The following is a 22,848-nucleotide window of genomic DNA, read 5'->3' as shown; positions in this document are numbered from 1 at the left end:
TCCAGATTAGATTTCGAAGCGCAAAAACCTCCACAGAAATGCCAGAACCTGCATTTCTGAAAAACTGTAACATTTCTAAAAAATTTTATTCTAATTATAAAAAACTGAAACTATGTTAGTAACCACAACGCCTACAGTTGAGGGCAGAAAAATTATAAAATATATCGGTTTGGTTACCGGTGAAACCATTATTGGTGCAAATATTTTTAAGGATTTATTTGCAGGGATAACAGATATAGTAGGGGGCAGATCGAGTTCTTACGAGCGTGTGCTGCGTGAAGGAAAAGATACCGCCGTTAACGAAATGCAGCAATACGCAGCCGCTTTAGGGGCCAATGCCATTGTTGGGGTTGATTTAGATTATGAAACGGTTGGCAGCGGAGGCAGCATGCTGATGGTTAGCGCCAACGGAACTGCAGTAATTTTAGAAGATTAAGATATTGCTTATTGCGAAAAACTAAGCAAAAACAAGAAAGTCTTTCCGGTGCGGGAAAGACTTTTCTTTTTATATCGTGTTTTCGGTTTAAAACGAAAGTATATCAATCAGTTTAAGCCATTTAGCACTAACCTTTTCAGCATTGATGTGTTTAATCGCATGATCGAATGGCGTAAAAATAATCTCACGGTTTACCTGACCGGCCATTACACCGCTTTCGCCACCAATTAAACCTTCTACCGCGGCAACACCTAAACGGCTGGCCAATACACGGTCCATGCAGGTTGGTTTTCCGCCACGTTGAATGTGCCCTAAAACTGAAACCTTAGTGTCATAATGCGGGTAATTTTTCTGCAGAATCTCACCTACTTTAAAAGCACCTCCTGTATCATCGCCCTCGGCAACAATAATAATTTTCGAGGCTTTATCTTTACGGCTGTGCTCTAATTTATGCAAAATATCATCGGCATTCATATTGGCTTCGGGAATCATGATGGCTTCGGCACCAACACCAATTCCACTTCTTAGCGCTATTAAACCAGAATCACGACCCATTACCTCAACAATAAAAAGCCTGTCGTGCGATTCGGCAGTATCCCTGATCCTGTCTACCGCATCAATAACAGTATTGATGGCAGAATCGTAACCAATGGTAAAATCGGTACCCGCTAAATCGTTATCAATGGTGCCGGGTAAACCCACTATCGGAAAACTGAACTCTTTTGAAAAAACATTGGCTCCCGTAAATGTTCCATCGCCGCCGATTACAACCAGTGCATCAATGCCTTTTGCTTTTAAGTTTTCGTAAGCTTTTTGTCTGCCTTCAACGGTGCGGAAAGCCTCGCTGCGTGCAGTTTTTAAAATAGTACCGCCGCGCTGGATAATATTGGCAACAGATTTACGATCCATAGGGATGAAATCATTGTTGATCAGCCCTTCGTAACCACGGATAAACCCGGTTACTTCGATATCATAATAAATGGAGGCCCTTACTACGGCCCTAATTGCGGCATTCATGCCTGGCGAATCACCACCAGAGGTTAAAACACCAATGTTCTTAATCTTATTCATTTGTCTTTTTTTGGAAAGCAGCCTTTCCACTGTCTAAAAATTTAATGTAGTTTTCAGGTTCATAATCTGCTCCCTGCGGTGGAACCAATACATTCCCTTCGCCATCTACAATTACATATTGGGGTTGAGAATTACTATTAAAAGTTGCGGCCTGAAAATCGCTCCATTTCTTACCAATTGTATTTATTTTTTTATTGCTAAAGGTGGATACGTAGTGCTCTTCTACAGGTAATTCTGTTTTATCATCCACTACGAGTTCGGCCATCACAAAATCATTTTTCAACCTTTTTGCAACCTCTGGATTAGACCAAACATTGTTTTCCATTTTACGGCAATTTACACAATTCCATCCGGTAAAATCAATTAAAACTGGTTTACCTAATTCCTTTGATGCTTGTTTAGCCTGATCATAATCATAGTAAGGATCAAATCCTTTTGGAGTTAGCCTATGAAAAAGTGCTGCATATTTTTTTTCTTTGATTGATGTTTTATTACCCGCGTTGGCAGGGGCAGCGGTTAGATTATTTAAATCAAAATCCTGTGTGGCAGTAGGGGGTAAAAATGCACTTATCGATTTTAAAGGAGCCCCCCACATCCCAGGGATCAAATAAACAACCCATGCAAATACAATAATTGCCAAAAATGTCCTCGGAACTGATAAATATGGTAAATCGCTATCGTGTGAAAATTTTATCTTTCCAAGCAGATAAATTCCCATTAAGGCAAAAATAGCTATCCAAATGGCCAGGAAAACCTCTCTGTCTAGTAAATTCAGGTGATAGGCTAAATCAACATTTGATAAAAATTTAAATGCAAAGGCAAGCTCTATGAAACCAAGAACAACTTTTACACTATTTAACCATCCTCCAGATTTTGGAAGAGATTTTAATAATGACGGAAAAAGAGCGAATAATGCAAATGGAATGGCTAAGGCAAATGAAAATCCGAACATACCTACAGCGGGGCCTAATCTATCACCTTTGGATGCTGCATCAACCAATAATGTTCCAATAAGTGGTCCGGTGCAAGAAAAAGATACCAGGGCTAAACTAAATGCCATGAAGAAAATCCCCACTAAGCCTCCTTTATCAGATTTCGCATCAATTTTGTTTACAAAAGCACTTGGCAGTGTAATTTCGAAGGCACCCAAGAAAGATGCACCAAAAACAACAAGCATTAAAAAGAAAAAGGCGTTAAATATGCCATTGGTAGATAATGCGTTCAGTGCGTCTGATCCAAAAGCAATAGTAACCAGCATTCCTAATGCAACATAGATGATAATGATTGATACGCCATATATTATGGCCTGACCAACAGCCTTACTTCTGCTTCCTGCCTTTTTAGTAAAAAAGCTAACAGTAAGGGGCAACATTGGAAATATGCAAGGCATAAGAATTGCCGCAAAGCCAAAAAGTAATCCTTTAAGAAAAGTTTGCCAAAGCGTTAGTTTTTCAGCATCAGTACTTTTGGCTGGTTTTAATGCCGTTGCTTTAACGGTATCTTTTTTTACGGTATCTTTTACAAGATGGTTTGCCGCACTATCCTGAGCAGAGCCAACTTCGGTAAAAACCATATCATCGGGTGGAGCAGTTGTTGTGGTATCCTGCGTTACTATGGCGTAACTTTTAACGGCCGGCAATGCAATAAACATGGTGGCCATTAACAACAATAATAAAACCTTTTTCATTTGTGTGTTTTCTGTGTGTGTTTTGAACCTGTGAAATTAAGAATAATTTTATAAAGAGCTTTTTATAAGACTGTTTAACACACAGATTTTACTTTAAACAGAAACAGTCCCAAGAATTTTAACTTTGGGACTGTTTTTATTAATATTTTGTTGATGATTATTTAACCGGGACACTAAACTCAACCTCTTCTGGAGGAAGACATTGTTTATCGTTACAAACCATAAACTCTACCTTGCCCTTAACTGTTGTTGCGCCTTTATTCAGTTTAATTTTCTGTTGGAAAATTACTGCTTTTTCAAAATAACTTACGTTCATTTTAAAAGTGCTTTCGTATTTAACAATGGCTTTAGGTTCGATGGTTTTACCTACAAGACTAAAATCTTTAGACGGAGTAAAAGTAAAAGTTGTTTTTACCGGTCCGCCATCATTTACATTTTGCGAATAAATATGCCATCTGTCCTCGATGGTAGCCTTTAAATATACAACCGCCTCATCTTTACTTACTTTCTTTGCAAAATAAGCCCAGGTAACCGGTTTTTCGATCTGAGCAAATGCACCGGCGATGGTAAAAAGCACCATTGACAGTACGAGTGTGATTTTTTTCATTATGTGTTATTTTGTGTGTGTAAATTCAATTTCCTTAAAGTTGAAGCTTTTTAAGCCATCTTTTGTTTCAACAGTTAACCTACCACTGTCTTCGACCCCTCTGATTATCCCTTCAAAAATCTCTCCGTCTTTTTTATATAACGCAGAAACATCGTAGTTATAAAGCCTTGCAAGGTAATCATTTTGTAAAATACTATATTTCCGTGCTCTCAAAATTAAGTAGTATTTTTCCATAAATATGGATATTTTCTCCATAATATCCATTAAAGGAACATCTTTTTGTAAAATTTGGATAACAGAAGTGGCCCGCTCACTGATACTTTCCGAAAATGCTGATTGATTTACGTTTAAACCAATGCCAATAACTGATGTTTTGATGGAGGTGCCTGTCAGTGTATTTTCGATTAATATTCCACCAAGTTTCTTAGTGTGGTAATACATATCATTGGGCCATTTTACCTTAATGCCTTCAGGTACAAAACACATTAAAGCATCACTTACAGCTAAGCTAACGGCAATATTCAGGTAAAACTGTTTGTCAAGGGGCAAAAAAGCCGGCTTTAGATAAATGCTGGTGCTGATATTTTTTCCAGCCTGTGTTTGCCAAACACTTTCCTGCTGCCCCCTGCCTGCAAACTGATTATCTGCCATAATTACAGTACCTTCGGCTAATGGCTCGGATTTTGACACCAAATCTTTCAAAAAGTTATTAGTAGAATCAACTTCTTTTAATTTGATTAAATTTTGACCAACAAATAGTGTCGAAAAAGTGTTATTTTGCAAGTGTTGAATTTATATTATTGTAATTCCAAAATTAAAGCATTTTAATGGTAAAAAAGAAAATAGTAGCCCTTTCTACATACCTTTCTGAGTTAGCTGTACATGGCATCCAAGAAAAAAAAGGAGAAGATATTGTGCGGTTAGATTTAAGAAACATCCATACATCAGTAGCTGATTACTTTATTATTGCGAGTGCCACCTCTGCTACGCAGGTGAAAGCTATTGCTGATAGTGTAGAAAAAGAAATATATAAGGCCACCCAGGCCGATCCAACACATAAAGAAGGTTTCGAAACAGCCGATTGGATCATACTCGATTATTTCGATGTGGTTGTGCACATTTTTAAAACTGAAAAGCGCCACTTTTATGGCATAGAAGAACTTTGGGGGGATGCAGAAAGCACAAATTATCAGAGCGCATAACCTTTAGAACCATTTTGACAAAGACAAATGAACGACAATCAAAATACCGAAAAACAGGGAAAACGATTACCAAACATCCCTAAAAAACCACAAAAAGGATCAAAATTCAATATTTTCTGGGTTTATGCTGCCATCATCATCGCTATTATAGCAGCGCAGTTTTTATTTACCGGCGATAGCGGTAAAGAAGTTAAATACGATGTTTTCGAAAGCAAAATGCTGTTAACAGGCGATGTTGACAGGATTGTTGCCTATCAAACCGAAGATCTGGTAAAAGCTGAAGTATATATTAAAAAAGACAGTTTAAATAAACCTCAGTATAAACAATATAAAAGTACCAGTTCTTTTAATGTATCAAACGGACCTACAGTATTTTTCACCTACGGCGGCAAATTTGCCGACTTAAGGGCTGCATTGGCAGAATCGCAAAAAGCATTACCAGCTGGCAGAAAAGCAATTTCATTTCAATCAGAAAACCGCAGCAACCCTTTGGCAAGCTGGTTTTTGAGCATTATTCTTCCTGTATTGCTTTTAATCGGTTTCTGGATTTTTATGATGCGCAGAATGGGCGGTGGTGCTGGTGGTGGCGGTCAGATTTTCAGCATTGGAAAATCAAAAGCCACTTTATTTGATAAAGAAAGCCAGGTGAACATTACTTTTAACGATGTTGCCGGTTTAGAAGAAGCCAAAACAGAGGTAATGGAAATTGTAGATTTCCTTAAAAACCCTAAAAAGTATACCGATCTGGGTGGAAAAATCCCCAAAGGAGCTTTATTGGTAGGATCGCCGGGTACCGGTAAAACCCTATTGGCTAAAGCTGTTGCCGGCGAGGCTCAGGTTCCTTTCTTCTCTTTATCAGGATCTGATTTTGTGGAGATGTTTGTTGGCGTAGGTGCTTCACGTGTACGCGACCTGTTTAAACAAGCGAAAGATAAATCACCTTGTATCATCTTTATTGATGAGATTGATGCCATCGGCCGTGCGCGTGGTAAAAATGGTGTAATGGGCGGAAACGATGAACGCGAAAACACCTTAAATCAGCTTTTGGTTGAAATGGATGGTTTTGGAACCAATACACATGTAATCATTTTAGCTGCAACTAACCGTGCCGATGTTTTAGATAAAGCATTATTAAGAGCAGGTAGGTTCGACAGGCAGATTTACGTTGATTTACCGGATGTTATCGAACGTAAACAGATTTTCGAAGTACACATTACGCCGTTAAAAAAATCAGAAGAGTTAGATACCGAATTTTTAGCTAAACAAACACCAGGTTTCTCCGGAGCAGATATTGCCAATGTATGTAACGAGGCAGCATTAATTGCAGCACGTAAAAATAAATCGGCAGTTGATAAACAGGATTTCCTTGATGCGGTTGACCGTATTGTAGGTGGTTTAGAAAAGAAAAACAAAATCATTACGCCAAGCGAAAAACGTGCTATTGCCATTCACGAAGCTGGTCATGCCACGGTGAGCTGGTTATTGGAGCACGCAGCACCTTTGGTTAAAGTTACCATTGTACCCCGCGGACAAAGTTTAGGTGCAGCCTGGTACTTACCGGAAGAGCGTTTAATTGTTCGCCCACACCAGATGCTGGATGAAATGTGTGCCACAATGGGAGGCAGGGCTGCCGAAAAAGTAATGTTCGATACCATTTCTACCGGCGCATTAAGCGATCTTGAGAAAGTTAACAAACAGGCCAGGGCAATGGTTACCATTTATGGTTTGAACGAAAAATTAGGAAACATTACCTATTACGATTCATCTGGTCAGAACGAGTACAACTTCTCTAAACCATATTCAGAAGATACCGCTTTAACCATTGATAAAGAGATTTCTGCATTAATTGAAGGTCAATATCAGAGAGCTATCCAATTATTGGAAGAAAACAAAGATAAATTGATCCAATTGGCCGATATCCTGATCGAAAAAGAGGTTTTATTTAAAGACGATTTAGAAGAAATTTTCGGAAAACGTTTATTCGAAAATCAAGGCGAAAGCGGAACACCAGGACATATTACCCCGGTTGAGGCTTAAATAAACAATTTCTATTATTACATTTGCTACCCTGATTAATCATTAGGGTAGCTTTTTTTTATATGAAGGATAATACGACAGCGAAAGAACAGATACTAAAAAAGATAAGGAAAGCCTTGCTCGAGAAGCGCGAAAATCCTTATCCTAATTTAGAAGAGAGTGTATTGTATAAAAAAAATACTGATGAGTTAGAGGTATTATTTGCAGAACAGCTTACTGCCATAGCAGGCAATTTTATTTTCTGCGAAGACGGTATCGACTTTTTTGAAAACATGTTACAGCTGGCCGATAAATTTAAGTGGCGCAAAATATACTGCTGGGAACCCGAACTGCAACAATTTTTAAGCAAATATGAGTTCCCTTTTTATCAAACTGATAAGGATTTTGAGCAGGCAGAAGTAGGCATTACCCTTTGCGAGGCCTTAATTGCCCGTAACGGGAGTGTAATGGTAAGCAATAGCGGAGCTGTAGGCAGGCGGTTAAGTATTTTCCCCCATCACCATATAGTAATCGCCAAAACGAGTCAGTTGGTTTTGGATCTTAAGGATGGCTTTCAATTGTTAAAAAACAAATACGGCAGCCAGATCCCATCAATGATCAGCAACATTACAGGCCCCAGCAGAACCGCCGATATCGAAAAAACACTAGTTTTAGGAGCCCATGGGCCAAAAGAGCTGTTTGTTTTTTTGATTGATGATTTTAGTTAAGACCTTGACTTTCGTGATTTTTACCTTTTGCCTTTGCTGTATATTTTAAGAATCCCACAGCGATACCAAACCTTATCCATGCATATTTATCTTTAAAATAAATGTTGTATGGATCTTCTCCATAGTAACCTGCACCTAGCATAAGTGAGGTTTGTCTCATCCAAAATGGCGAATAATATGCTGTTGCTTCTATATTTAATCTCCTTTTAACCGCGAAAAAATTATAATTATCATATTTATTTATCGCATAGGATGCTTCCAGGTTCCATCTGAAGCGCTCCTTATTTAGCCAGCCGGCCTGATCATCATTTCTATCAGGAGAACGATTATTGTCTTCTTTATAATCACCGCTAGTTAAGAGATCATAGAAATAGGTATATGTGCGATAAGAAAGACTATAGCCGATTCTTGTAAAACCATAATCTCCTTTTATAACATTGTCGTAATCGAACAATCCGTTTGATTTAAATTCTAGCTGTTGATTTAATGAAGACCTTAAGATGTTGCCGTTACTTCTAACCTTACCCCAATTATACTTTCCATAAATATAATTTGTAGAGAAATCCCAATCTTTATAATTTAATGTGCCTACAACTGGCCTATGTGTTGTATCCTGCCCATTAGAGTGATGCATAAAACCCAATGTAGCATATTTATATTTTTTTTCATCATCATTAAGCCGGTAATATAATGCTCCTCCAATCCTAAAATCGGGTGTATAAACAGGTTTAGAATGCAGGTCAAGCATCCTTATCGTAAAGTCAGGAATTAATGCAATAGCCAATCGCGAACTCTTGCTTCCAAATACCATAAAAGAAGTAGTTAATCTTGATGTAAAGATGTATTTATTCTTTGAGCCAAGCTCTCCTAATGGAGCAATGTATGATAATGGATGATTCTGTCTGTAAAATTCAATGTATCGCAAATTAAGGTAACGCGAACTATCTGGTTTTAACAAATCTTGCGCATTGGCGCTTTTATAGATCAAAAATGTTAAAATGATGAGGGTTAATTTTTTCATGATATTGTTTTTAAAGTTAGGTCTTACTTATTAAGATTATTTGGCGCTGAAACCTGTTGGTTTATTTGTGCACATATTTTCTATAATAGTACCAATTACATAAGGTGGTTCCTTATATGCTATTTTAAGGTCAACATCGCTATTGGGATGTCTTAACCCTATTCTATGAGCAGTTTCATGTGCAATTGTATTTGCAATGCTCGCAGCATTTCGATTTTTTAAAGGAATTCTATTTAGCCATATCGGCCCATCAGCCGTTCCATCATAAGCAATATTATGAGAAAAGGTATAGCGCAACCATCCAATAGGTCCTCCGTAGGTTTCTATAAATTCTCCATTAATCTGCAGCCTCATTTTCTTCACCACTTCTTTCGCTACCAATCCTTCCCAAGCTTTTTCATGAGGTCCATTACCAATACTATCTTTCATGTAATTTTCTAACGTTATTTCAAACGTTTCAGAATAGATTGCATTGATAGACAATTTAACAGCTTCCTCATATTCTGTTACTTTTTTACACGGAATTTTAGAAGAAGCAAATGAGACTGTTGTCCCATTTACAGTGGCGTTAATTGGCGGCACGGTGCAGATCTTTGCGCAGGAACAACAGAATAATGCTATGCCAGCTAAAAATAATAGTAGGTTGTTTTTCATAATAGCGTTAATTTAGATTTTGAATAATATTTAATATGATAATTACCTCGAACCCTGAAACCTTTTTACCACCAACTCACCTGCGGCATCTATGCAATAGATGTCTTCATCATAGTTAGAATATCTTCTTGATAATACCGGTTTTAGTCCTTCATCTTCCAGTTTATGGTGATCAAACGCCAAATAAAGTTCTACTCGGGAGCGATCTTTATCCAAAGTGATGGTTTTTTTCGTTTTTACATTGTAAATGTCAACCTCCTGAATTCTTCTATAATTATAACCCCAGCTAGAATCCTCCCCAAAATCTTTGCTTCTGCCAATCACAAAATAATCGTTCATTAAATGAAAGATGGTACTGATGCTCTTATCATTAAAAAGCCGTTTTCCCTTCAGGTCAACGATGTCGGCAACGTTTCTCGTTTTACCATTAGTTAAGGTGTTTTCTTCTTTCAAAATCACAATCCCTATATTCTTGGGGAAATTATTTTTATTGTCTCCAAAAGCAGCGAAAGTGCTGCCATAATCTTTGCTTTTTAAAACCGTATCACCATTTTCGTTTAAAAAGTAGTTTAAGTTTTTACCACTCATCGACATTGATCCTGGATAGTCAGCAAAAAACAATATATCTTTTGATGGTTTAGAAGGGACCTTTTTTACCGGTGGTTCAGGCTTTTTGACTGCTGTTGCGGGCATCTTACCCATCGCTACATGTACCTCTGTAACTTTGTTTTTTTCGGCATTTTCAGCCTGCTTCTTTTTAAAGTTAGCCTCGTTTTCGGCCTTAAGTTTTGCATTTCTGATTTTGGCCGCTTCATCTGCTGCTTTATCATCAGCTATTTTCTTTTTCCGGGCATCTTCATTTTCCTTTGCACAGGCCGGACACATTAGTTTCCCCTCTGCATTATTCCAGCCTTTAGGGGCAAACCTGCAATTGTACCGGGCATATTCACTTTTTGCAACATGCGATTGCGCATTTGCTAGCTGTACCAGAAACAGCAGCAAAATAGTATTTAAGAAATTTTTCATTGTAAGTTCGTTTAATTCAAAGTAAAAATAAACGATCGTCAAAGTGATTTATATACCCTTTACTAGGTATATTTAGTATCTGCTTTATATACTATATTTATACAATATTGATTGCATCCGTTCGCTAATTCTCTCATCAATGAATAAAGTTTTCTTTTTGTTTCTACTTTTCCTAAACCCACTCCGGCTGTGCTTAGCCCAGCAGGGCAACCCAATTTTGATCGATACTGCCAAAAAATTTAATATCAGCAAACATGGGTATTTCTATGAGGACAAAAATTTAAACCTGAGTATCGATTCTATTATTAAATATAAGCAGGTCAATAAACTCACACCACTAAAACCCGGCAAAGTTTTTAGTAAAGGTTATACCCAATCTTATTATTGGGTTGTTTTCGATATAGAAAACACCCTAAATCAATCGGTTCATCTGATGTTTAAGGAACAGAGCTCAAGCATTAATCAGCTTCAGCTTTTTAAAGTTGATCGGGACGGAAAAATACATTCTCTGGGCTTAACCGGCGATCACTTTCCTTTTAAACAGCGACCTTACCGGAACAGGAGTTTTATCTATCCCGTATTACTTGCCCCGCACGAAAAAGCAACTTATTATCTTTGGGCGGATAAACGCGGACAGAATATGTATATGCCAATGTCGATAGGACGCGATATTGATATTATTCAGGCAGAAATTCCACAGCACACCCTGTTTGGTTTTTATACCGGTATTTTTGTTTTTGCTGTGATATTTAACCTGCTGCTTTACGCTTCGGTTAAGGACAGGATCCACCTTTATTATGCCATTTATATTTTCTGTACTTTAATTTTCATTCTTGAAGAGGAAGGGCTCGCTTTCCAATGGTTTTACCCAAATCTGCCCGGTTTACAGGATTATATGCGACTCATCATGGCTTCGTTAAGTTGTGGTTTACTGATCCAGGTGATGCAGTTGTTCGTAAACCAAAACCGTGAAAACAGCCGCCTGTACCGCTTTACCACTTATTATAAGCGCTTCTGCTGGGCAATGTCTATTATTCCCGTTTTCATGCTTTTTAAATCCTTTATTATACTGGAAAAAACGGTTTTTTATATCAATAACTTTTTAGCATTACTTACAGTTATTGTTATTATTGTATGCGTGGTAGAGCGCATCAGGGCCGGTTATAAATTAGGCTGGTACTATTTTATTGCTACCATAATGCTGTTATTTGGTGTGTTCAATTATGTTTTTAATACCCTTGGTCTTACCAATTTTAACCTGTTAAAGCCAAATGGACTGGTGGTGGGTTTAACGGCCGAAATTATATTCCTGTCATTTGCCTTAACCCAACGTTATAACTTCCTTAAAAAGGAAAAAGAAATCCTGCTCGAAGAGAAAAGCAAACACCAGGTAGATCTCGCAGATGGTATTTTTAATGCTCAGGAAGATGAAAGAACGCGATTGGCCCGCGATCTGCATGATGATTTGGGCGGTACGCTTTCGATTATCAAATTAAACATCACGGCATTTCAGCAAAAGGTTTTAAAGCTGACCGAAAACGAGCGTGTGTTTTACGATCAGACCATTGGGATGATCGAAAAGGCCTGTGCTGATTTAAGGGAGATTTCGCATAATTTAATGCCCAAAAACTTCGAACAACTGGGCCTGATCGAAACCCTGAAAGAACATTTCAGCAGTTTAAACCATTCGGGGAAAATTGCTTTCGAATTTGTTTTTCAGGTAGAACACCCTATCGATAGCACTACCGAGATCACCATTTACCGCATCGTTAACGAGTTGGTAAATAACATCAACAGGCATTCTCTGGCTACAAAAGCGACTATACAGATCTTATATTTTGATGAAAGGATTAATATCATGGCCGAAGATAATGGCATTGGTTTTAATGCTGAGGAGGATAAAAAAGGGTTGGGCATGCAGAATATCCTTTCGCGGGTAAATTACCTGAATGGAAAAATCCAGATCGACAGCAATCAGAACGGCACCACAATAGTTATTGATATCCCCTTGAAATAATGGAACTGACTGAACAGCAACCCACAACCTTAATGATCGCAGATGATCATAAACTGTTTGCCGAAGGATTATCGGCCATCCTTTCTGAACAGCACAACTTTAAAATAATAGGCATGGCATCCAATGGGAAGGAGGTTTTACATCTTCTGAACAATCAGGTACCCGATATTTTAATCCTCGACCTGAATATGCCTGTTTTAGATGGCGAAATTGCCGCAGAAAAGATCAGGCAGTTGTTCCCGGCTGTTAAAATAATGGTTTTATCCATGTATTATACAACAAAACTTGCTACAAAGCTCGAAAGCATTGGGGTAATGGCCTTTGTGCAAAAGGATACCGATGCCGAAACCTTATTTAAAATTATTTCGGGTTTACAAAAGGGTGAAAAATATTTTCAGAAAATAAAACCTGATATACAGGCATCTTCATTTAATGATGGTGATCATTTTCAAAAAAGCCATAATTTAACCGCAAGGGAAATGGAAATCCTAAAATTAATTAGCGAAGACTACTCTTCTCAACAAATTGCCCAAAAATTATTTATAGCTTTAAATACCGTTGATACACACCGAAAAAACATGGCACAGAAGCTAAATGTAAATGGAAAGGCAGGATTATTAAAATTCGCACTCGAAAATAAGCTCCGCTAAAGTCAAATATATTTCCGATTACCGAATATAATTGATAGTTTTATACTACATACCGATTTAGTATGCGGTATTATAATTATGAGCAAAGTAATAAACACGGTAATTACCGGTACCGGAAGTTATATCCCGCAGAATATTATTTCTGGTAACGAATTCTTAAATTCGACGTTTTTTGAGAATGGAAACCGACTTGAAAAAGAGAACTCGGAGATTATCCACAAATTCTCTGAAATTACCGAAATCGTAGAAAGGCGTTATGCCTGCCCGGAGCAATTGAGTAATCATCTTGGTGCAAAGGCAGCAGAAAAAGCCATCGAAAATGCCGGTATTGATAAGGAAACATTAGATTATATTATCTTTTGCCATAATTTTGGTGATATTCCTTTAAACAGCAACCGTAGTGACATCTTACCGGCTTTAGCATCAAAAGTAAAACAGCAGTTGGGTATCCATAATCCTGATTGTGTAGCCTATGATCTCATTTTTGGCTGTCCGGGATGGGTACAAGGCGCCATACAGGCCGATTATTACATCAAAAGCGGTGATGCCAAACGGGTGATGGTAATTGGTGCTGAAACGCTAAGCCGCATCATTGATCCGCACGACCGCGACAGTATGATTTTCTCGGATGGTGCAGGCGCCGTTATTTTCGAAGCTGCAGAAGAGGAAGCCGAAAAAAAAGGAATACTGGCCCATAAAACAGAAACGCATTCGCTTAACCACGGTAACCTGCTTACGATGGGTAAAGGGTCGCATCCAGACGAAACCAGTGGAAATTTCTATATGAAAATGAATGGTCGTAAACTATATGAGTTTGCGGTAGTTCAGGTGCCCCAGGTAATCAAAAAAGCGATTGATAAAGCAGGTTTAAGCGTAGAAGACATCAATATTGTGTTTGTGCATCAGGCAAATGGTAAAATGGATACTGCCATTATGAAACGCCTGTTTAAGCTTTACGGTAAAGATGTTGTTCCTGAAAACCTCGTACCGATGACGATTTCGTGGCTGGGTAATAGTTCTGTAGCTACAGTACCAACACTGCTAGACCTTGTTTTAAAAGGGGAGGTTAAAGGTTATCAAGTTAAAGCAGGAGATGTGGCTGTTTTTGCCTCTGTAGGAGCAGGTATGCACATTAATGCTTTTATCCACCGTTTTTAGTTATTGGCTAACCGCCTTAATCCGGCTTTAGCCTGGCTTTCGATACTGCTTTCGAACTCATGGTTTTTCATGGCAATGGCAGTATTGAAAGCTTCTTTAGCTTTAGCTTCATTTTTTTTCCTTTCGTACAACTTGCCCATCTGCAGCGCTGCATTGGCGGCAAAATAATACTTCAGATTTTTTCCCCCGTTAATGGTCTCCTGATAAGCAGCCAGTGCCTGTTCATCTTTACCTAAATCATCATAAACCCTTCCCAAACGGTAGCTAAATTCAATTTTGTCTTTATCGTTGGTGTAATCGCCGGCTTTTTTATTATCCAAAATCTGCAAAGCCCTGTTTAAATAGCCTCCATCAAATAAAAGTCGTGCCTTCAAAAGATCAAGTGTTGGGGTACCAGCTGCTGCTTCGCTTTTGGCCTGCTTATCTTTTTCCATATAGGTATAGCCATTTTTTATTGCTTTTGCTGCAAATGCCCCATATCCTTCTTTATCTCCTTTCAGCAGCGATATCCAGCCTAAATGAAGGTAGGCATCCTTTACAAAATTTACGCCCTTTGTAGCCTGTAAAAAGCGGTTAAAGTAAGTAGCCGAATTAAGGTCGAGTTTATTTAAACGGGCAATGCCTTCCAGGTAATCCAGATAGGGGAAAGGTTGGTAAACGCCACCTTCGGGCCGCTTTGCTAAAATGGAAATGGCTTCATCGCTATGCGAGTTTTTGATGCAGACGTAACTTTGCAGGTAACTTTTAAGCAAACTGGTATCGGCAATCCTCTCGGTATATTTCATTGTTTTGGCATAAGCCAGCGGACTGTGTGCTACATCAGTTAATACATAAGCATAGTAAAACACCACCTCCTCGTAAAAAGGTTCGTAAGTGGATTTTGGCAGGTTATCGGCCAGTTTTTCGAACATATTTAAGCCACTCTGAAGGTTTCCTTTAATACCAAAGGTTGAAAGCGCCGTTTTTAATGCCCCATCAGGCAAATTACCCAAAACAGCATTAATTAACCCTAAACCCTTTAGGTTAAGATGAAAATTGGGGAATTTTTTATTGTTATCCTGTAAAAGGCTGTTTGCCCTTTTAACTTCCATTGCGGCATTAAAGTATTCGCCGAAACGTCCGCGGATAAGCGCCCATTGCAGGTTGATTTCTGCCTGTGCATACAAATAGTAAGGTGAGTTTTTATCATCATCACTAATTTGGTCTAAACGGGCTGATTTGTTTCCTTTGAGGCGGTCGAAATCGGCTTTGCTTTCAGAAGTAAGCACGGTAAAAAAGTCTACATAGTTTTCGAGCAGCGGAATGATGGAATTATTGGGATGCTGCTTTTTCTCTGTTGAAATATAGGCCCTTGCATTACCAAGTTTTAGCTCGAAAATGCTTTTATATGCATTGAGGCAATTGCTGTTAAAATCGAAGTTTGCAAATGAAAAGAGGGGAAATATGAGCAGGAGCGGGGTTACAAAAAAACGGAAGCTTTTATTCATTTGGGATACTAATTTCGGTTTGGTTTTACAGCTTTAATTGGCGTTAAATATTTACATTAAACGCTAAAATTACCTGCTTGTTTTGTACAAGCAAAAAACAGGCCTAAACAAAAACGTCCCGATCTGCAGACCGGGACGTTCAATTCATTTAATATTGCAATTAAGCTTCAGCTACTTCGTGGGTTAAAGCCTCATCAACCAAAATACGTCCGCAGTGTTCGCAAACGATGATTTTTTTACGTTGACGGATATCTAACTGACGTTGAGGCGGGATCTGGTTGAAACAGCCTGAGCAAGAATCACGATCGATGGTTACTACAGCTAAACCATTTACTGCATTTTTGCGTAAACGTTTGTAAGCTACCAATAAACGTTCTTCGATCTGCGGCTCAGCTTTATCCGCTTTTTTCTGTAAATCGTCCTCTTCTTTTTCAGTTTCGGCAGTAATTACATCAAGTTCGGCTTTTTTAACATCCAGATCTTTTTTTCTGCCATCTAATTCCGCTTTAGCAGCTTCATAGATTTCAGTTTTAGAGTTGATTTCGAAACCATGCTCTTTAATTTTCTTTTCAGAAACCTGGATATCTAAACCTTGAATCTCAATTTCTTTAGTTAAAGCATCGTATTCGCGGTTATTTTTAACTTCTTTTAATTGAGTATCGTATCTTTTGATGGCTGCTTGCGCATCTTTAATTGTATTTTTACGCGTTACGATCGAATCCTCAAGATCATCAAGTTCACCTTTGATTTTTGAAATTCTGGTTTCTAATCCTAAAACATCATCCTCAAGATCGGCAACTTCCATTGGTAATTCGCCACGTACCTGACGGATTTTATCAATTTTGGTGTGGATATTTTGTAATTCGTATAAAGCTTTTAGCTTTTGTTCTACGGTTTGTTCCATTAAAACAAGTAATTTATGGGGTTTGTATTTTGCTCCGTTAAACGGATTGCAAAGTTAGTAAATTTTTTCTGAATAATTTCAAGCAATAAATTTGAGGTAAATTGTTCAGTTTCAAAGTGTCCGATGTCGGCAATGATCAGTTTTTCCTCTGCATCAAAAAACTCGTGATATTTAAAATCAGCGGTGATAAAAGCGTCTGCCCCCGCAGCAATGGCTTCTCTTAAAAGGAAGCTCCCAGAGCCGCCACAAACTGCCACTTTTTTAATTCTTTTGCCGGTTACTTCGGTATGCCTAACCACTTTGGCCTGCATCCGGTCTTTCACCAGGTGTAAAAAATCGTAGGCATCCATATCATATTCAAGCCAGCCCACCATACCCGAGCCTACCAGCTGATGTTTATTTTCGAGTTTATAAATATCGTAAGCCACTTCCTCATAAGGATGGTTTTCGAACAGGGCCACCAGAATTTTCCGCTCGGCCTGTGTAGGGTAAACCATTTCAATACGCACCTCAGTTTCGCGGTGGCGTACACCTTTTTCGCCCACAAAAGGATCAGAATCTTCGTTTCCCTTAAATGTACCAAAACCATCGGCATTAAAACTACACTCACTGTAATTACCGATATTACCTGCGCCAGCATAAAATAATGCCGACCGTAGCTGCTCGGCCTGTGCCTGCGGACAATAGGTAACCAGTTTTTTTAACAATCCGGCCTTGGGCGAAAGTACTTTTGTACCGGTTAAACCCAAACGTTCACAAATCCGGGCATTTACACCGGTATGGATGCTGTCTAAATTGGTATGAATAGCATAAAGTGCAATATTATTTTTAATGGCTTTTAACACCACGCGTTCTACATAATTTTTGCCGTTCAGCTTTTTTAATCCTTTAAAAACAATGGGATGATGGGTGATGATCAGGTTGCAGCCTGTAGAAATGGCTTCATCTACAATCTTCTCCACACAATCCAGAGCTACCAATGCAGCACGGATTTCCATATTCGGATCACCAACAATCAGTCCCGAATTATCATAATCTTCCTGATAATTAAGTGGCGCAATGCTTTCTAAATAATTGGTAATTTCAGCTAATTTCATTCGATAAATATAAATAAACCCCAGAGGTTTTGAAAATTTCCCCAGCTAAATTGATAATAAGCCAGTAATAGTACATTAACTTAGATGATCTCAGGTGACTGAGGTGGTCGATATATTTGGAAATGAGTGCTTCGGTTTTTATGGCTACCTCAGGCTGTTGGTCAGGATTTGTAATCCTGACCTCATGAGCTGTGGATTTGAAATCCACGGTACCAAAGACGGGATTGCAAATCCCGACTAACCGATTGTAAAAACAAAACCTCGCAGGTTAAGAAAACTGCGAGGTTTGAATATCAATTTATACTATTCTAGAATTTTCCGGTCTGTTGGAATCCGCTGCTCATTCTCACCATCTGCAGGCTTTCGAACACCATTTTCTGGTTATGTTCAAAAGCAAGGGTTTTATGGTTTATTACGTCGATAATCGATCCGATAAAACATAAGCCCCAGGTAAGCAGATATAAGATACCCATCCCAACCTGGCCGATGATGAACCTCTGCAAGCCAGGAACAACGAATAAACCGATTAAACAGAAAATCAACATATCCGAAGGGTTTTTCCTTTTGCTGCTGTAAACCATTAAGAAATTGCGCAACTGCTCTTCGGTTAAACCGGTTGTTGCTTGTTGTAAGTATGAGTATTCCTCTGGTGTTATACCTGGTAACGACATAAGAGGTGATTGAAAGATATCCATGGTTGTTATGTATTTGTTGGTGAAATTTTAAATGTTTTTTTATTTTTTATCAATGTATAAATTCTATAAACTATAATTAAAAGTGCCGGAAACCCAAACCAATGCTCAGAAAAGCTTTCAGTAAACCCGCCATGTAATATCAGGCTGATCGACCTGCCAATTCCACATCCCGGACACCAGTCTTTAAAGCCTAAATTAGCCAGCGGACAAAGTGTAAAGTGATGTTCGTGGGCATTTGTTGTTGCCAGTAATACCAAAGCTGTTACCCAGAAAAAAAGTTCTAGTGGAAAGCTTTTAATGTACTTCATTGTTTCACTTTTTATACAGTTTAGAGGCTATAAAACTACCTTTGTTACATCAATTTGCCCTTAATCGACGAAATGGGCATATCTTTCGACAAAACGAACGATAACATCTAAGAATAAGTTTTTAATTTTTTCGAATCCGTTTTCACATCCCTCAATCCTGCCAAAAATAGTTAAAAAAACCTTTACATAAATTGGGGGTTAATATTAAAAGATAAGCTTATTTTTGTGCCTTGAACATTCGAGATTTAATAAACAGATACAAAACCGACGATAGGGTAACCCAATTTACCAAAGCGTTGAACGCTACCAGAAACCCGAAGATACAATTAAAGGGGCTGGTGGGTTCGGCTGATGCTATTGTTTCACTTTCATCATACTTCCTGTTACACAAGCCCATCCTTTTTGTTTTACCGGATAGGGAAGAGGCGGCCTATTTCCAGTCGGACCTGGAAAGCGTACTCGATAAACAGGTTCTATTATTTCCTTCCTCTTACCGCAAATCTTTCGATTTTACACAGGTAGATACGGCCAATGTACTGGCCCGTGCCGAGGTATTGAACGAACTGAACCATGATTCGGAATATGGTAAGATTGTGGTTTCTTATCCGGAAGCTATAGCTGAAAAAGTAATCGACCGTTCTGCCCTTGAAAAAAACACCCTCGAGATCAGCCTCGGGGCAAAACTGGGTATCGACTTTATCAATGAGTTTTTGATCGATTACGATTTCGACCGCAGGGATTTTGTTTACGAACCTGGTCAGTTTTCCATCCGCGGTGGTATTGTAGATATATTCTCTTTTTCATCCGACTTGCCTTACCGCATCGAATTTTTTGGTGATGAGGTAGAAAGCATCAGGAGTTTTGAGATCGAAAGCCAGCTTTCGGTGGCCGATGTTAAATCGCTCACCATTGTACCCAATGTACAAGCTAAGTTTTTAACCGAAAGCAATATCAGCATCCTCGATTATATTGATCAGGATACACAACTCTGGTTTAAAGATGTAGAGTTTACTTTAGACATTGTTAAAGCAGGGTATAAAAAAGCTGTTGAACTGTGGAAAGCACTGCCTGCTGCAGATAAAACGCAGAACCCGGAGTGGATTGATCCTAAATTTGCTTTTAGCGACGAAAAATTACTGGGAGATCATCTTCAGGATTTTCCTTTGGTAGAATTTGGCAAGCAGTTTTTTTATAAAACAGATAACCGTTATGAATTCGAAACAAAACCGCAGCCATCGTTTAATAAAGATTTTAACCTCTTAATCCATAACTTAAAGGAAAATGAAAAGGCCGGTATCGTTAACTTTATTTTTACCGATTCGCCCAAGCAGATTGAGCGTTTATATGCCATTTTAGAAGATATTGACAAAACGGCCAAGTTTACTCCTATAAACAGCATGTTGCGCGAGGGTTTTGTTGATCCGCAGATCCAGACGGCATTTTATACCGATCACCAGATTTTCGACCGTTACTATAAATACAAGCTCAAAAAAGGCTATCAGAAAAGTCAGGCCATTACCCTGAAAGATTTAAGGGAACTAAAATCCGGGGATTATGTTACGCACATCGATCACGGGATCGGTAAATACGCGGGGCTCGAAAAGGTGGAGGTAAATGGCAAAACCCAGGAGATGATTCGTTTAATTTATGCAGATAACGACCTGCTTTATGTAAACATCAACTCGCTAAACCGCATTGCAAAATACAGTGGTAAGGAAAGTGGCGTACCCAAAATGAATAAACTGGGTACTGATGCCTGGGATAAGCTAAAAAAAACTACTAAAAAAAAAGTTAAAGATATCGCCCGTGATCTGATTAAACTTTATGCTCTGCGTAAAACACAGGCAGGTACGGCATTTTCTCCCGATAGTTATTTACAAACTGAGTTAGAAGCTTCGTTTATTTATGAAGATACGCCCGATCAGTTAAAAGCCACCCAGGATGTGAAAAAGGATATGGAATCGCCACATCCAATGGACCGTTTGGTTTGCGGTGATGTAGGCTTCGGGAAAACGGAAATCGCCGTACGTGCGGCATTTAAAGCTGTTGCAGAAGGCAAACAGGCTGCTGTTTTGGTTCCTACCACTATTTTGGCTTTACAGCATTTTAAAACCTTCTCGTCGCGTTTAAAAGATTTTCCGGTTACGGTAGATTATATCAACCGTTTTAAAACCAATAAACAGATTAAAGATACCCTGGCAGAAGCGGCAGCAGGTAAAGTCGACATTCTGATTGGTACACACCGTTTATTAAGCAAGGATGTAAAGTTCAAGGATCTCGGCATCATGATTATTGATGAAGAGCAGAAATTTGGCGTTACCGCAAAAGAACGGTTAAAAGCGGTACGTGTAAATGTTGATACCTTAACGCTTACTGCAACACCAATTCCGAGAACCCTGCATTTCTCTTTAATGGGGGCAAGGGATTTATCGATTATTAGCACACCCCCACCAAACCGCCAACCGGTAAGTACCGAATTGCATGTTTTTAATGATAAATTAATTCAGGAGGCTGTTCAGTTCGAATTGGATCGTGGCGGACAGGTATTTTTCATCCATAACCGTGTAAACGACCTGATGCAATTGGGGGGATTGATTCAGAAACTTGTTCCAAAAGCAAGAATCGGTATTGCTCACGGACAACTGGATGGAGATGCGTTGGAAGATGTAATGCTCGATTTCATCAATGGTGAAAAGGATGTTCTGGTGGCGACTACCATTATCGAAGCGGGTTTGGATATCCCAAATGCCAATACCATCATCATTAACCATGCGCACATGTTTGGTTTGAGCGATTTGCACCAGATGCGTGGCAGGGTAGGCCGGAGCAACAAAAAAGCATTTTGTTATCTGCTTTCGCCACCTTTATCTACCTTAACTTCCGAAGCGCGCAAGCGTTTAAGCGCTATTGAAGAGTTTTCTGATCTTGGCAGTGGTTTTAACGTAGCCATGCGTGATCTGGATATCCGTGGAAGCGGAAATTTACTAGGTGCAGAGCAAAGCGGTTTCATTGCCGAAATTGGTTTTGAGATGTACCATAAAATATTAGATGAAGCCATACAGGAATTAAAAGAAGCTGAATTTAAAGGCTTGTTCGAAAATGAACCTGCCCGGCCTTTTGTTGGCTTTACGCAAGTAGATACCGATCTGGAATTGTACATTCCTGATGCTTATATTACGAATATTACCGAGCGGTACAATTTATATACTGAGCTATCAAAACTCGATAATGAAGGCGAACTGGCCATTTTTGAAAAACACCTGGCCGATCGTTTCGGGCCGGTGCCACCACAGGTAAAAACCATGCTTAGCGTGGTAAGGTTGCAATGGTTGGGCAAAAAACTGGGTTTCGAGAAAATCAGTTTTAAGAAAAATAGCTTACGCGGATATTTTTTAAGCGATAAACAATCGGCTTATTTTGATTCGAACACTTTTACCAAGATTTTAACTTTTGCGCAGAACCATCCACGGATGTGCAATTTAAAAGAGGTAAAAAATACACTCAGGATTGCTTTTGATAATGTAAGTACCGTTGAAGAAGCAATTGAAACTTTAGAGCTTATTGATTAGCTATTATTAGGCTTACCTTTATATAATGTTAGATCCAACCCTGTTGCTCGATTTAGTAAAAATGCAAATGCCTTATGGAAAATATAAGGGTTACCTGATCTGCAATATCCCCGAAAGTTATTTGCTTTGGTATAATGACAAGGGTTTTCCGAAAGGTAAATTGGGCGATTTAATGGCCACCATGTTCGAAATACGGGTAAATGGGCTTGAATATTTGTTAACACCGTTGAAAAATCAGCGGTAAGTATCCCGAGTGATTGTCATCCTGAGCGGAGTCGAAGGATTCTTCGCAATTCATCCTCCTAATCCGATACTTATCAGATTTATTTCAGTGTCTAATTCCCCTAAGTTACCGTCATTTCGAGCGAAGTGCAACGAAGCCGAGAAATCTAACGCGATCCGTCTTCCTGAATTTATTTCAGGATCTAGTTACCGTCATTTCGAGCGAAGTGCAACGTAGTCGAGAAATCTGTCTCGAGATAGATCTCTCAGTTTCACTGCGTTCCAGTCGAGAT

21 protein-coding genes are annotated in these 22,848 nt (G+C 38.8%); 9 read left to right on the top strand and 12 right to left on the bottom strand.

Translation table 11 applies throughout. The features are described from left to right. Positions 1–112: 112 nt before the first annotated feature. On the top strand, positions 113–436 hold the full coding sequence (locus DRW42_RS17790) for a heavy metal-binding domain-containing protein (protein ID WP_029281519.1): 324 nt from the start codon (positions 113–115) through the stop codon (positions 434–436). A gap of 87 nt (positions 437–523) precedes the next feature. Here the strand turns inward: DRW42_RS17790 and pfkA are convergent, their stop codons facing one another. The 4 genes from pfkA to DRW42_RS17770 form a co-directional block, all read right to left on the bottom strand. After that, entirely contained in the window at positions 524–1,507 is a 984-nt protein-coding gene (gene pfkA, locus DRW42_RS17785; RefSeq protein WP_113950178.1) for a 6-phosphofructokinase, read from the bottom strand. Next, on the bottom strand, positions 1,500–3,194 hold the full coding sequence (locus DRW42_RS17780; RefSeq protein ID WP_113950177.1) for a protein-disulfide reductase DsbD family protein: 1,695 nt from the start codon (positions 3,192–3,194) through the stop codon (positions 1,500–1,502). Before DRW42_RS17780 ends, pfkA begins: the two co-directional genes overlap by 8 nt. 157 nt (positions 3,195–3,351) lie before the next feature. After that, on the bottom strand, positions 3,352–3,801 hold the full coding sequence (locus tag DRW42_RS17775) for a protein-disulfide reductase DsbD N-terminal domain-containing protein (protein ID WP_113950176.1): 450 nt from the start codon (positions 3,799–3,801) through the stop codon (positions 3,352–3,354). A gap of 6 nt (positions 3,802–3,807) precedes the next feature. Beyond that, positions 3,808–4,584, bottom strand: a complete 777-nt coding sequence (locus DRW42_RS17770) for a biotin--[acetyl-CoA-carboxylase] ligase (protein ID WP_113950175.1) — start codon at positions 4,582–4,584, stop codon at positions 3,808–3,810. A 44-nt stretch (positions 4,585–4,628) separates the two neighbouring features. Between DRW42_RS17770 and rsfS the strand changes: the two genes are divergently transcribed. From rsfS to DRW42_RS17755, 3 genes are all read left to right on the top strand, one after another. Then, on the top strand, positions 4,629–5,003 hold the full coding sequence (rsfS, locus tag DRW42_RS17765; protein ID WP_113950174.1) for a ribosome silencing factor: 375 nt from the start codon (positions 4,629–4,631) through the stop codon (positions 5,001–5,003). Between the two features lie 27 nt (positions 5,004–5,030). Beyond that, positions 5,031–7,040 (top strand): ATP-dependent zinc metalloprotease FtsH, encoded by a 2,010-nt coding sequence (ftsH, locus tag DRW42_RS17760; RefSeq protein WP_113950173.1) that lies wholly within the window; start codon positions 5,031–5,033, stop codon positions 7,038–7,040. 62 nt (positions 7,041–7,102) lie between these two features. Continuing rightward, on the top strand, positions 7,103–7,747 hold the full coding sequence (locus tag DRW42_RS17755; protein WP_113950172.1) for a LutC/YkgG family protein: 645 nt from the start codon (positions 7,103–7,105) through the stop codon (positions 7,745–7,747). Here DRW42_RS17755 and DRW42_RS17750 read toward each other — a convergent pair. Genes DRW42_RS17750 through DRW42_RS17740 form a run of 3 tightly spaced genes read right to left on the bottom strand, consistent with a single transcriptional unit; the run spans position 7,740 to position 10,448 of the window. Continuing rightward, a complete protein-coding gene (locus tag DRW42_RS17750; RefSeq protein WP_113950171.1) occupies positions 7,740–8,768 on the bottom strand; it encodes a hypothetical protein in 1,029 nt (342 codons plus the stop codon). The genes DRW42_RS17755 and DRW42_RS17750 overlap by 8 nt on opposite strands. Before the next feature lie 36 nt (positions 8,769–8,804). Continuing rightward, positions 8,805–9,422 (bottom strand): zinc metalloprotease, encoded by a 618-nt coding sequence (locus DRW42_RS17745; protein WP_113950170.1) that lies wholly within the window; start codon positions 9,420–9,422, stop codon positions 8,805–8,807. A gap of 42 nt (positions 9,423–9,464) precedes the next feature. Continuing rightward, on the bottom strand, positions 9,465–10,448 hold the full coding sequence (locus DRW42_RS17740) for a hypothetical protein (RefSeq protein WP_113950169.1): 984 nt from the start codon (positions 10,446–10,448) through the stop codon (positions 9,465–9,467). A 139-nt stretch (positions 10,449–10,587) separates the two neighbouring features. Between DRW42_RS17740 and DRW42_RS17735 the strand changes: the two genes are divergently transcribed. From DRW42_RS17735 to DRW42_RS17725, 3 genes are all read left to right on the top strand, one after another. Beyond that, positions 10,588–12,465 (top strand): sensor histidine kinase, encoded by a 1,878-nt coding sequence (locus DRW42_RS17735; protein ID WP_113950168.1) that lies wholly within the window; start codon positions 10,588–10,590, stop codon positions 12,463–12,465. After that, entirely contained in the window at positions 12,465–13,115 is a 651-nt protein-coding gene (locus tag DRW42_RS17730) for a response regulator (RefSeq protein ID WP_113950167.1), read from the top strand. Before DRW42_RS17735 ends, DRW42_RS17730 begins: the two co-directional genes overlap by 1 nt. Positions 13,116–13,193: 78 nt before the next feature. Continuing rightward, positions 13,194–14,273, top strand: coding sequence for a 3-oxoacyl-ACP synthase III family protein (locus DRW42_RS17725; protein ID WP_113950166.1), 1,080 nt, complete (start codon positions 13,194–13,196; stop codon positions 14,271–14,273). Here the strand turns inward: DRW42_RS17725 and DRW42_RS17720 are convergent. The 5 genes from DRW42_RS17720 to DRW42_RS17695 form a co-directional block, all read right to left on the bottom strand. Then, positions 14,270–15,760, bottom strand: a complete 1,491-nt coding sequence (locus DRW42_RS17720) for a tetratricopeptide repeat protein (protein WP_113950165.1) — start codon at positions 15,758–15,760, stop codon at positions 14,270–14,272. The two genes, DRW42_RS17725 and DRW42_RS17720, sit on opposite strands and share 4 nt — an antisense overlap. A 160-nt stretch (positions 15,761–15,920) precedes the next feature. Next, complete coding sequence (locus tag DRW42_RS17715; RefSeq protein WP_113950164.1) at positions 15,921–16,664, bottom strand: zinc ribbon domain-containing protein; 744 nt, start codon at positions 16,662–16,664, stop codon at positions 15,921–15,923. Next, positions 16,664–17,761 carry a Nif3-like dinuclear metal center hexameric protein gene (locus DRW42_RS17710; protein WP_113950163.1) on the bottom strand — a complete coding sequence of 366 codons (1,098 nt, stop codon included), beginning with the start codon at positions 17,759–17,761 and terminating at the stop codon, positions 16,664–16,666. Before DRW42_RS17710 ends, DRW42_RS17715 begins: the two co-directional genes overlap by 1 nt. Before the next feature lie 308 nt (positions 17,762–18,069). Further along, positions 18,070–18,456 carry a TM2 domain-containing protein gene (locus tag DRW42_RS17700; RefSeq protein WP_113950161.1) on the bottom strand — a complete coding sequence of 129 codons (387 nt, stop codon included), beginning with the start codon at positions 18,454–18,456 and terminating at the stop codon, positions 18,070–18,072. A 5-nt stretch (positions 18,457–18,461) separates the two neighbouring features. Continuing rightward, positions 18,462–18,764 carry a DUF2752 domain-containing protein gene (locus DRW42_RS17695; RefSeq protein ID WP_113950160.1) on the bottom strand — a complete coding sequence of 101 codons (303 nt, stop codon included), beginning with the start codon at positions 18,762–18,764 and terminating at the stop codon, positions 18,462–18,464. 230 nt (positions 18,765–18,994) lie between these two features. Here DRW42_RS17695 and mfd point away from each other — a divergent pair, with 230 nt between their 5' ends. Beyond that, positions 18,995–22,333 (top strand): transcription-repair coupling factor, encoded by a 3,339-nt coding sequence (gene mfd / locus DRW42_RS17690; RefSeq protein ID WP_113950159.1) that lies wholly within the window; start codon positions 18,995–18,997, stop codon positions 22,331–22,333. A 25-nt stretch (positions 22,334–22,358) separates the two neighbouring features. Next, complete coding sequence (locus DRW42_RS17685; protein ID WP_113950158.1) at positions 22,359–22,577, top strand: DUF3820 family protein; 219 nt, start codon at positions 22,359–22,361, stop codon at positions 22,575–22,577. Positions 22,578–22,848 lie beyond the last annotated feature (271 nt).

Source organism: Pedobacter miscanthi (genome assembly GCF_003315595.1).
Taxonomy (GTDB): domain Bacteria; phylum Bacteroidota; class Bacteroidia; order Sphingobacteriales; family Sphingobacteriaceae; genus Pedobacter; species Pedobacter miscanthi.
Note: the sequence above shows the minus strand (reverse complement) of the source record. Positions and strands in the feature narration are given on the sequence as shown.

Excerpts from the sequence above, each read along its gene's own strand:
- DRW42_RS17750 (WP_113950171.1), bottom strand. The coding sequence starts at position 8,768 with ATGAAAAAATTAACCCTCATCATTTTAACATTTTTGATCTATAAAAGC.
- DRW42_RS17735 (WP_113950168.1), top strand. The coding sequence starts at position 10,588 with ATGAATAAAGTTTTCTTTTTGTTTCTACTTTTCCTAAACCCACTCCGG.
- DRW42_RS17780 (WP_113950177.1), bottom strand. The coding sequence starts at position 3,194 with ATGAAAAAGGTTTTATTATTGTTGTTAATGGCCACCATGTTTATTGCA.
- DRW42_RS17745 (WP_113950170.1), bottom strand. The coding sequence starts at position 9,422 with ATGAAAAACAACCTACTATTATTTTTAGCTGGCATAGCATTATTCTGT.
- DRW42_RS17730 (WP_113950167.1), top strand. The coding sequence starts at position 12,465 with ATGGAACTGACTGAACAGCAACCCACAACCTTAATGATCGCAGATGAT.
- ftsH (WP_113950173.1), top strand. The coding sequence starts at position 5,031 with ATGAACGACAATCAAAATACCGAAAAACAGGGAAAACGATTACCAAAC.
- DRW42_RS17695 (WP_113950160.1), bottom strand. The coding sequence starts at position 18,764 with ATGAAGTACATTAAAAGCTTTCCACTAGAACTTTTTTTCTGGGTAACA.
- DRW42_RS17790 (WP_029281519.1), top strand. The coding sequence starts at position 113 with ATGTTAGTAACCACAACGCCTACAGTTGAGGGCAGAAAAATTATAAAA.
- DRW42_RS17725 (WP_113950166.1), top strand. The coding sequence starts at position 13,194 with ATGAGCAAAGTAATAAACACGGTAATTACCGGTACCGGAAGTTATATC.
- DRW42_RS17710 (WP_113950163.1), bottom strand. The coding sequence starts at position 17,761 with ATGAAATTAGCTGAAATTACCAATTATTTAGAAAGCATTGCGCCACTT.
- rsfS (WP_113950174.1), top strand. The coding sequence starts at position 4,629 with ATGGTAAAAAAGAAAATAGTAGCCCTTTCTACATACCTTTCTGAGTTA.
- DRW42_RS17740 (WP_113950169.1), bottom strand. The coding sequence starts at position 10,448 with ATGAAAAATTTCTTAAATACTATTTTGCTGCTGTTTCTGGTACAGCTA.
- DRW42_RS17685 (WP_113950158.1), top strand. The coding sequence starts at position 22,359 with ATGTTAGATCCAACCCTGTTGCTCGATTTAGTAAAAATGCAAATGCCT.
- DRW42_RS17700 (WP_113950161.1), bottom strand. The coding sequence starts at position 18,456 with ATGGATATCTTTCAATCACCTCTTATGTCGTTACCAGGTATAACACCA.
- DRW42_RS17775 (WP_113950176.1), bottom strand. The coding sequence starts at position 3,801 with ATGAAAAAAATCACACTCGTACTGTCAATGGTGCTTTTTACCATCGCC.
- DRW42_RS17755 (WP_113950172.1), top strand. The coding sequence starts at position 7,103 with ATGAAGGATAATACGACAGCGAAAGAACAGATACTAAAAAAGATAAGG.
- pfkA (WP_113950178.1), bottom strand. The coding sequence starts at position 1,507 with ATGAATAAGATTAAGAACATTGGTGTTTTAACCTCTGGTGGTGATTCG.
- DRW42_RS17720 (WP_113950165.1), bottom strand. The coding sequence starts at position 15,760 with ATGAATAAAAGCTTCCGTTTTTTTGTAACCCCGCTCCTGCTCATATTT.
- DRW42_RS17715 (WP_113950164.1), bottom strand. The coding sequence starts at position 16,664 with ATGGAACAAACCGTAGAACAAAAGCTAAAAGCTTTATACGAATTACAA.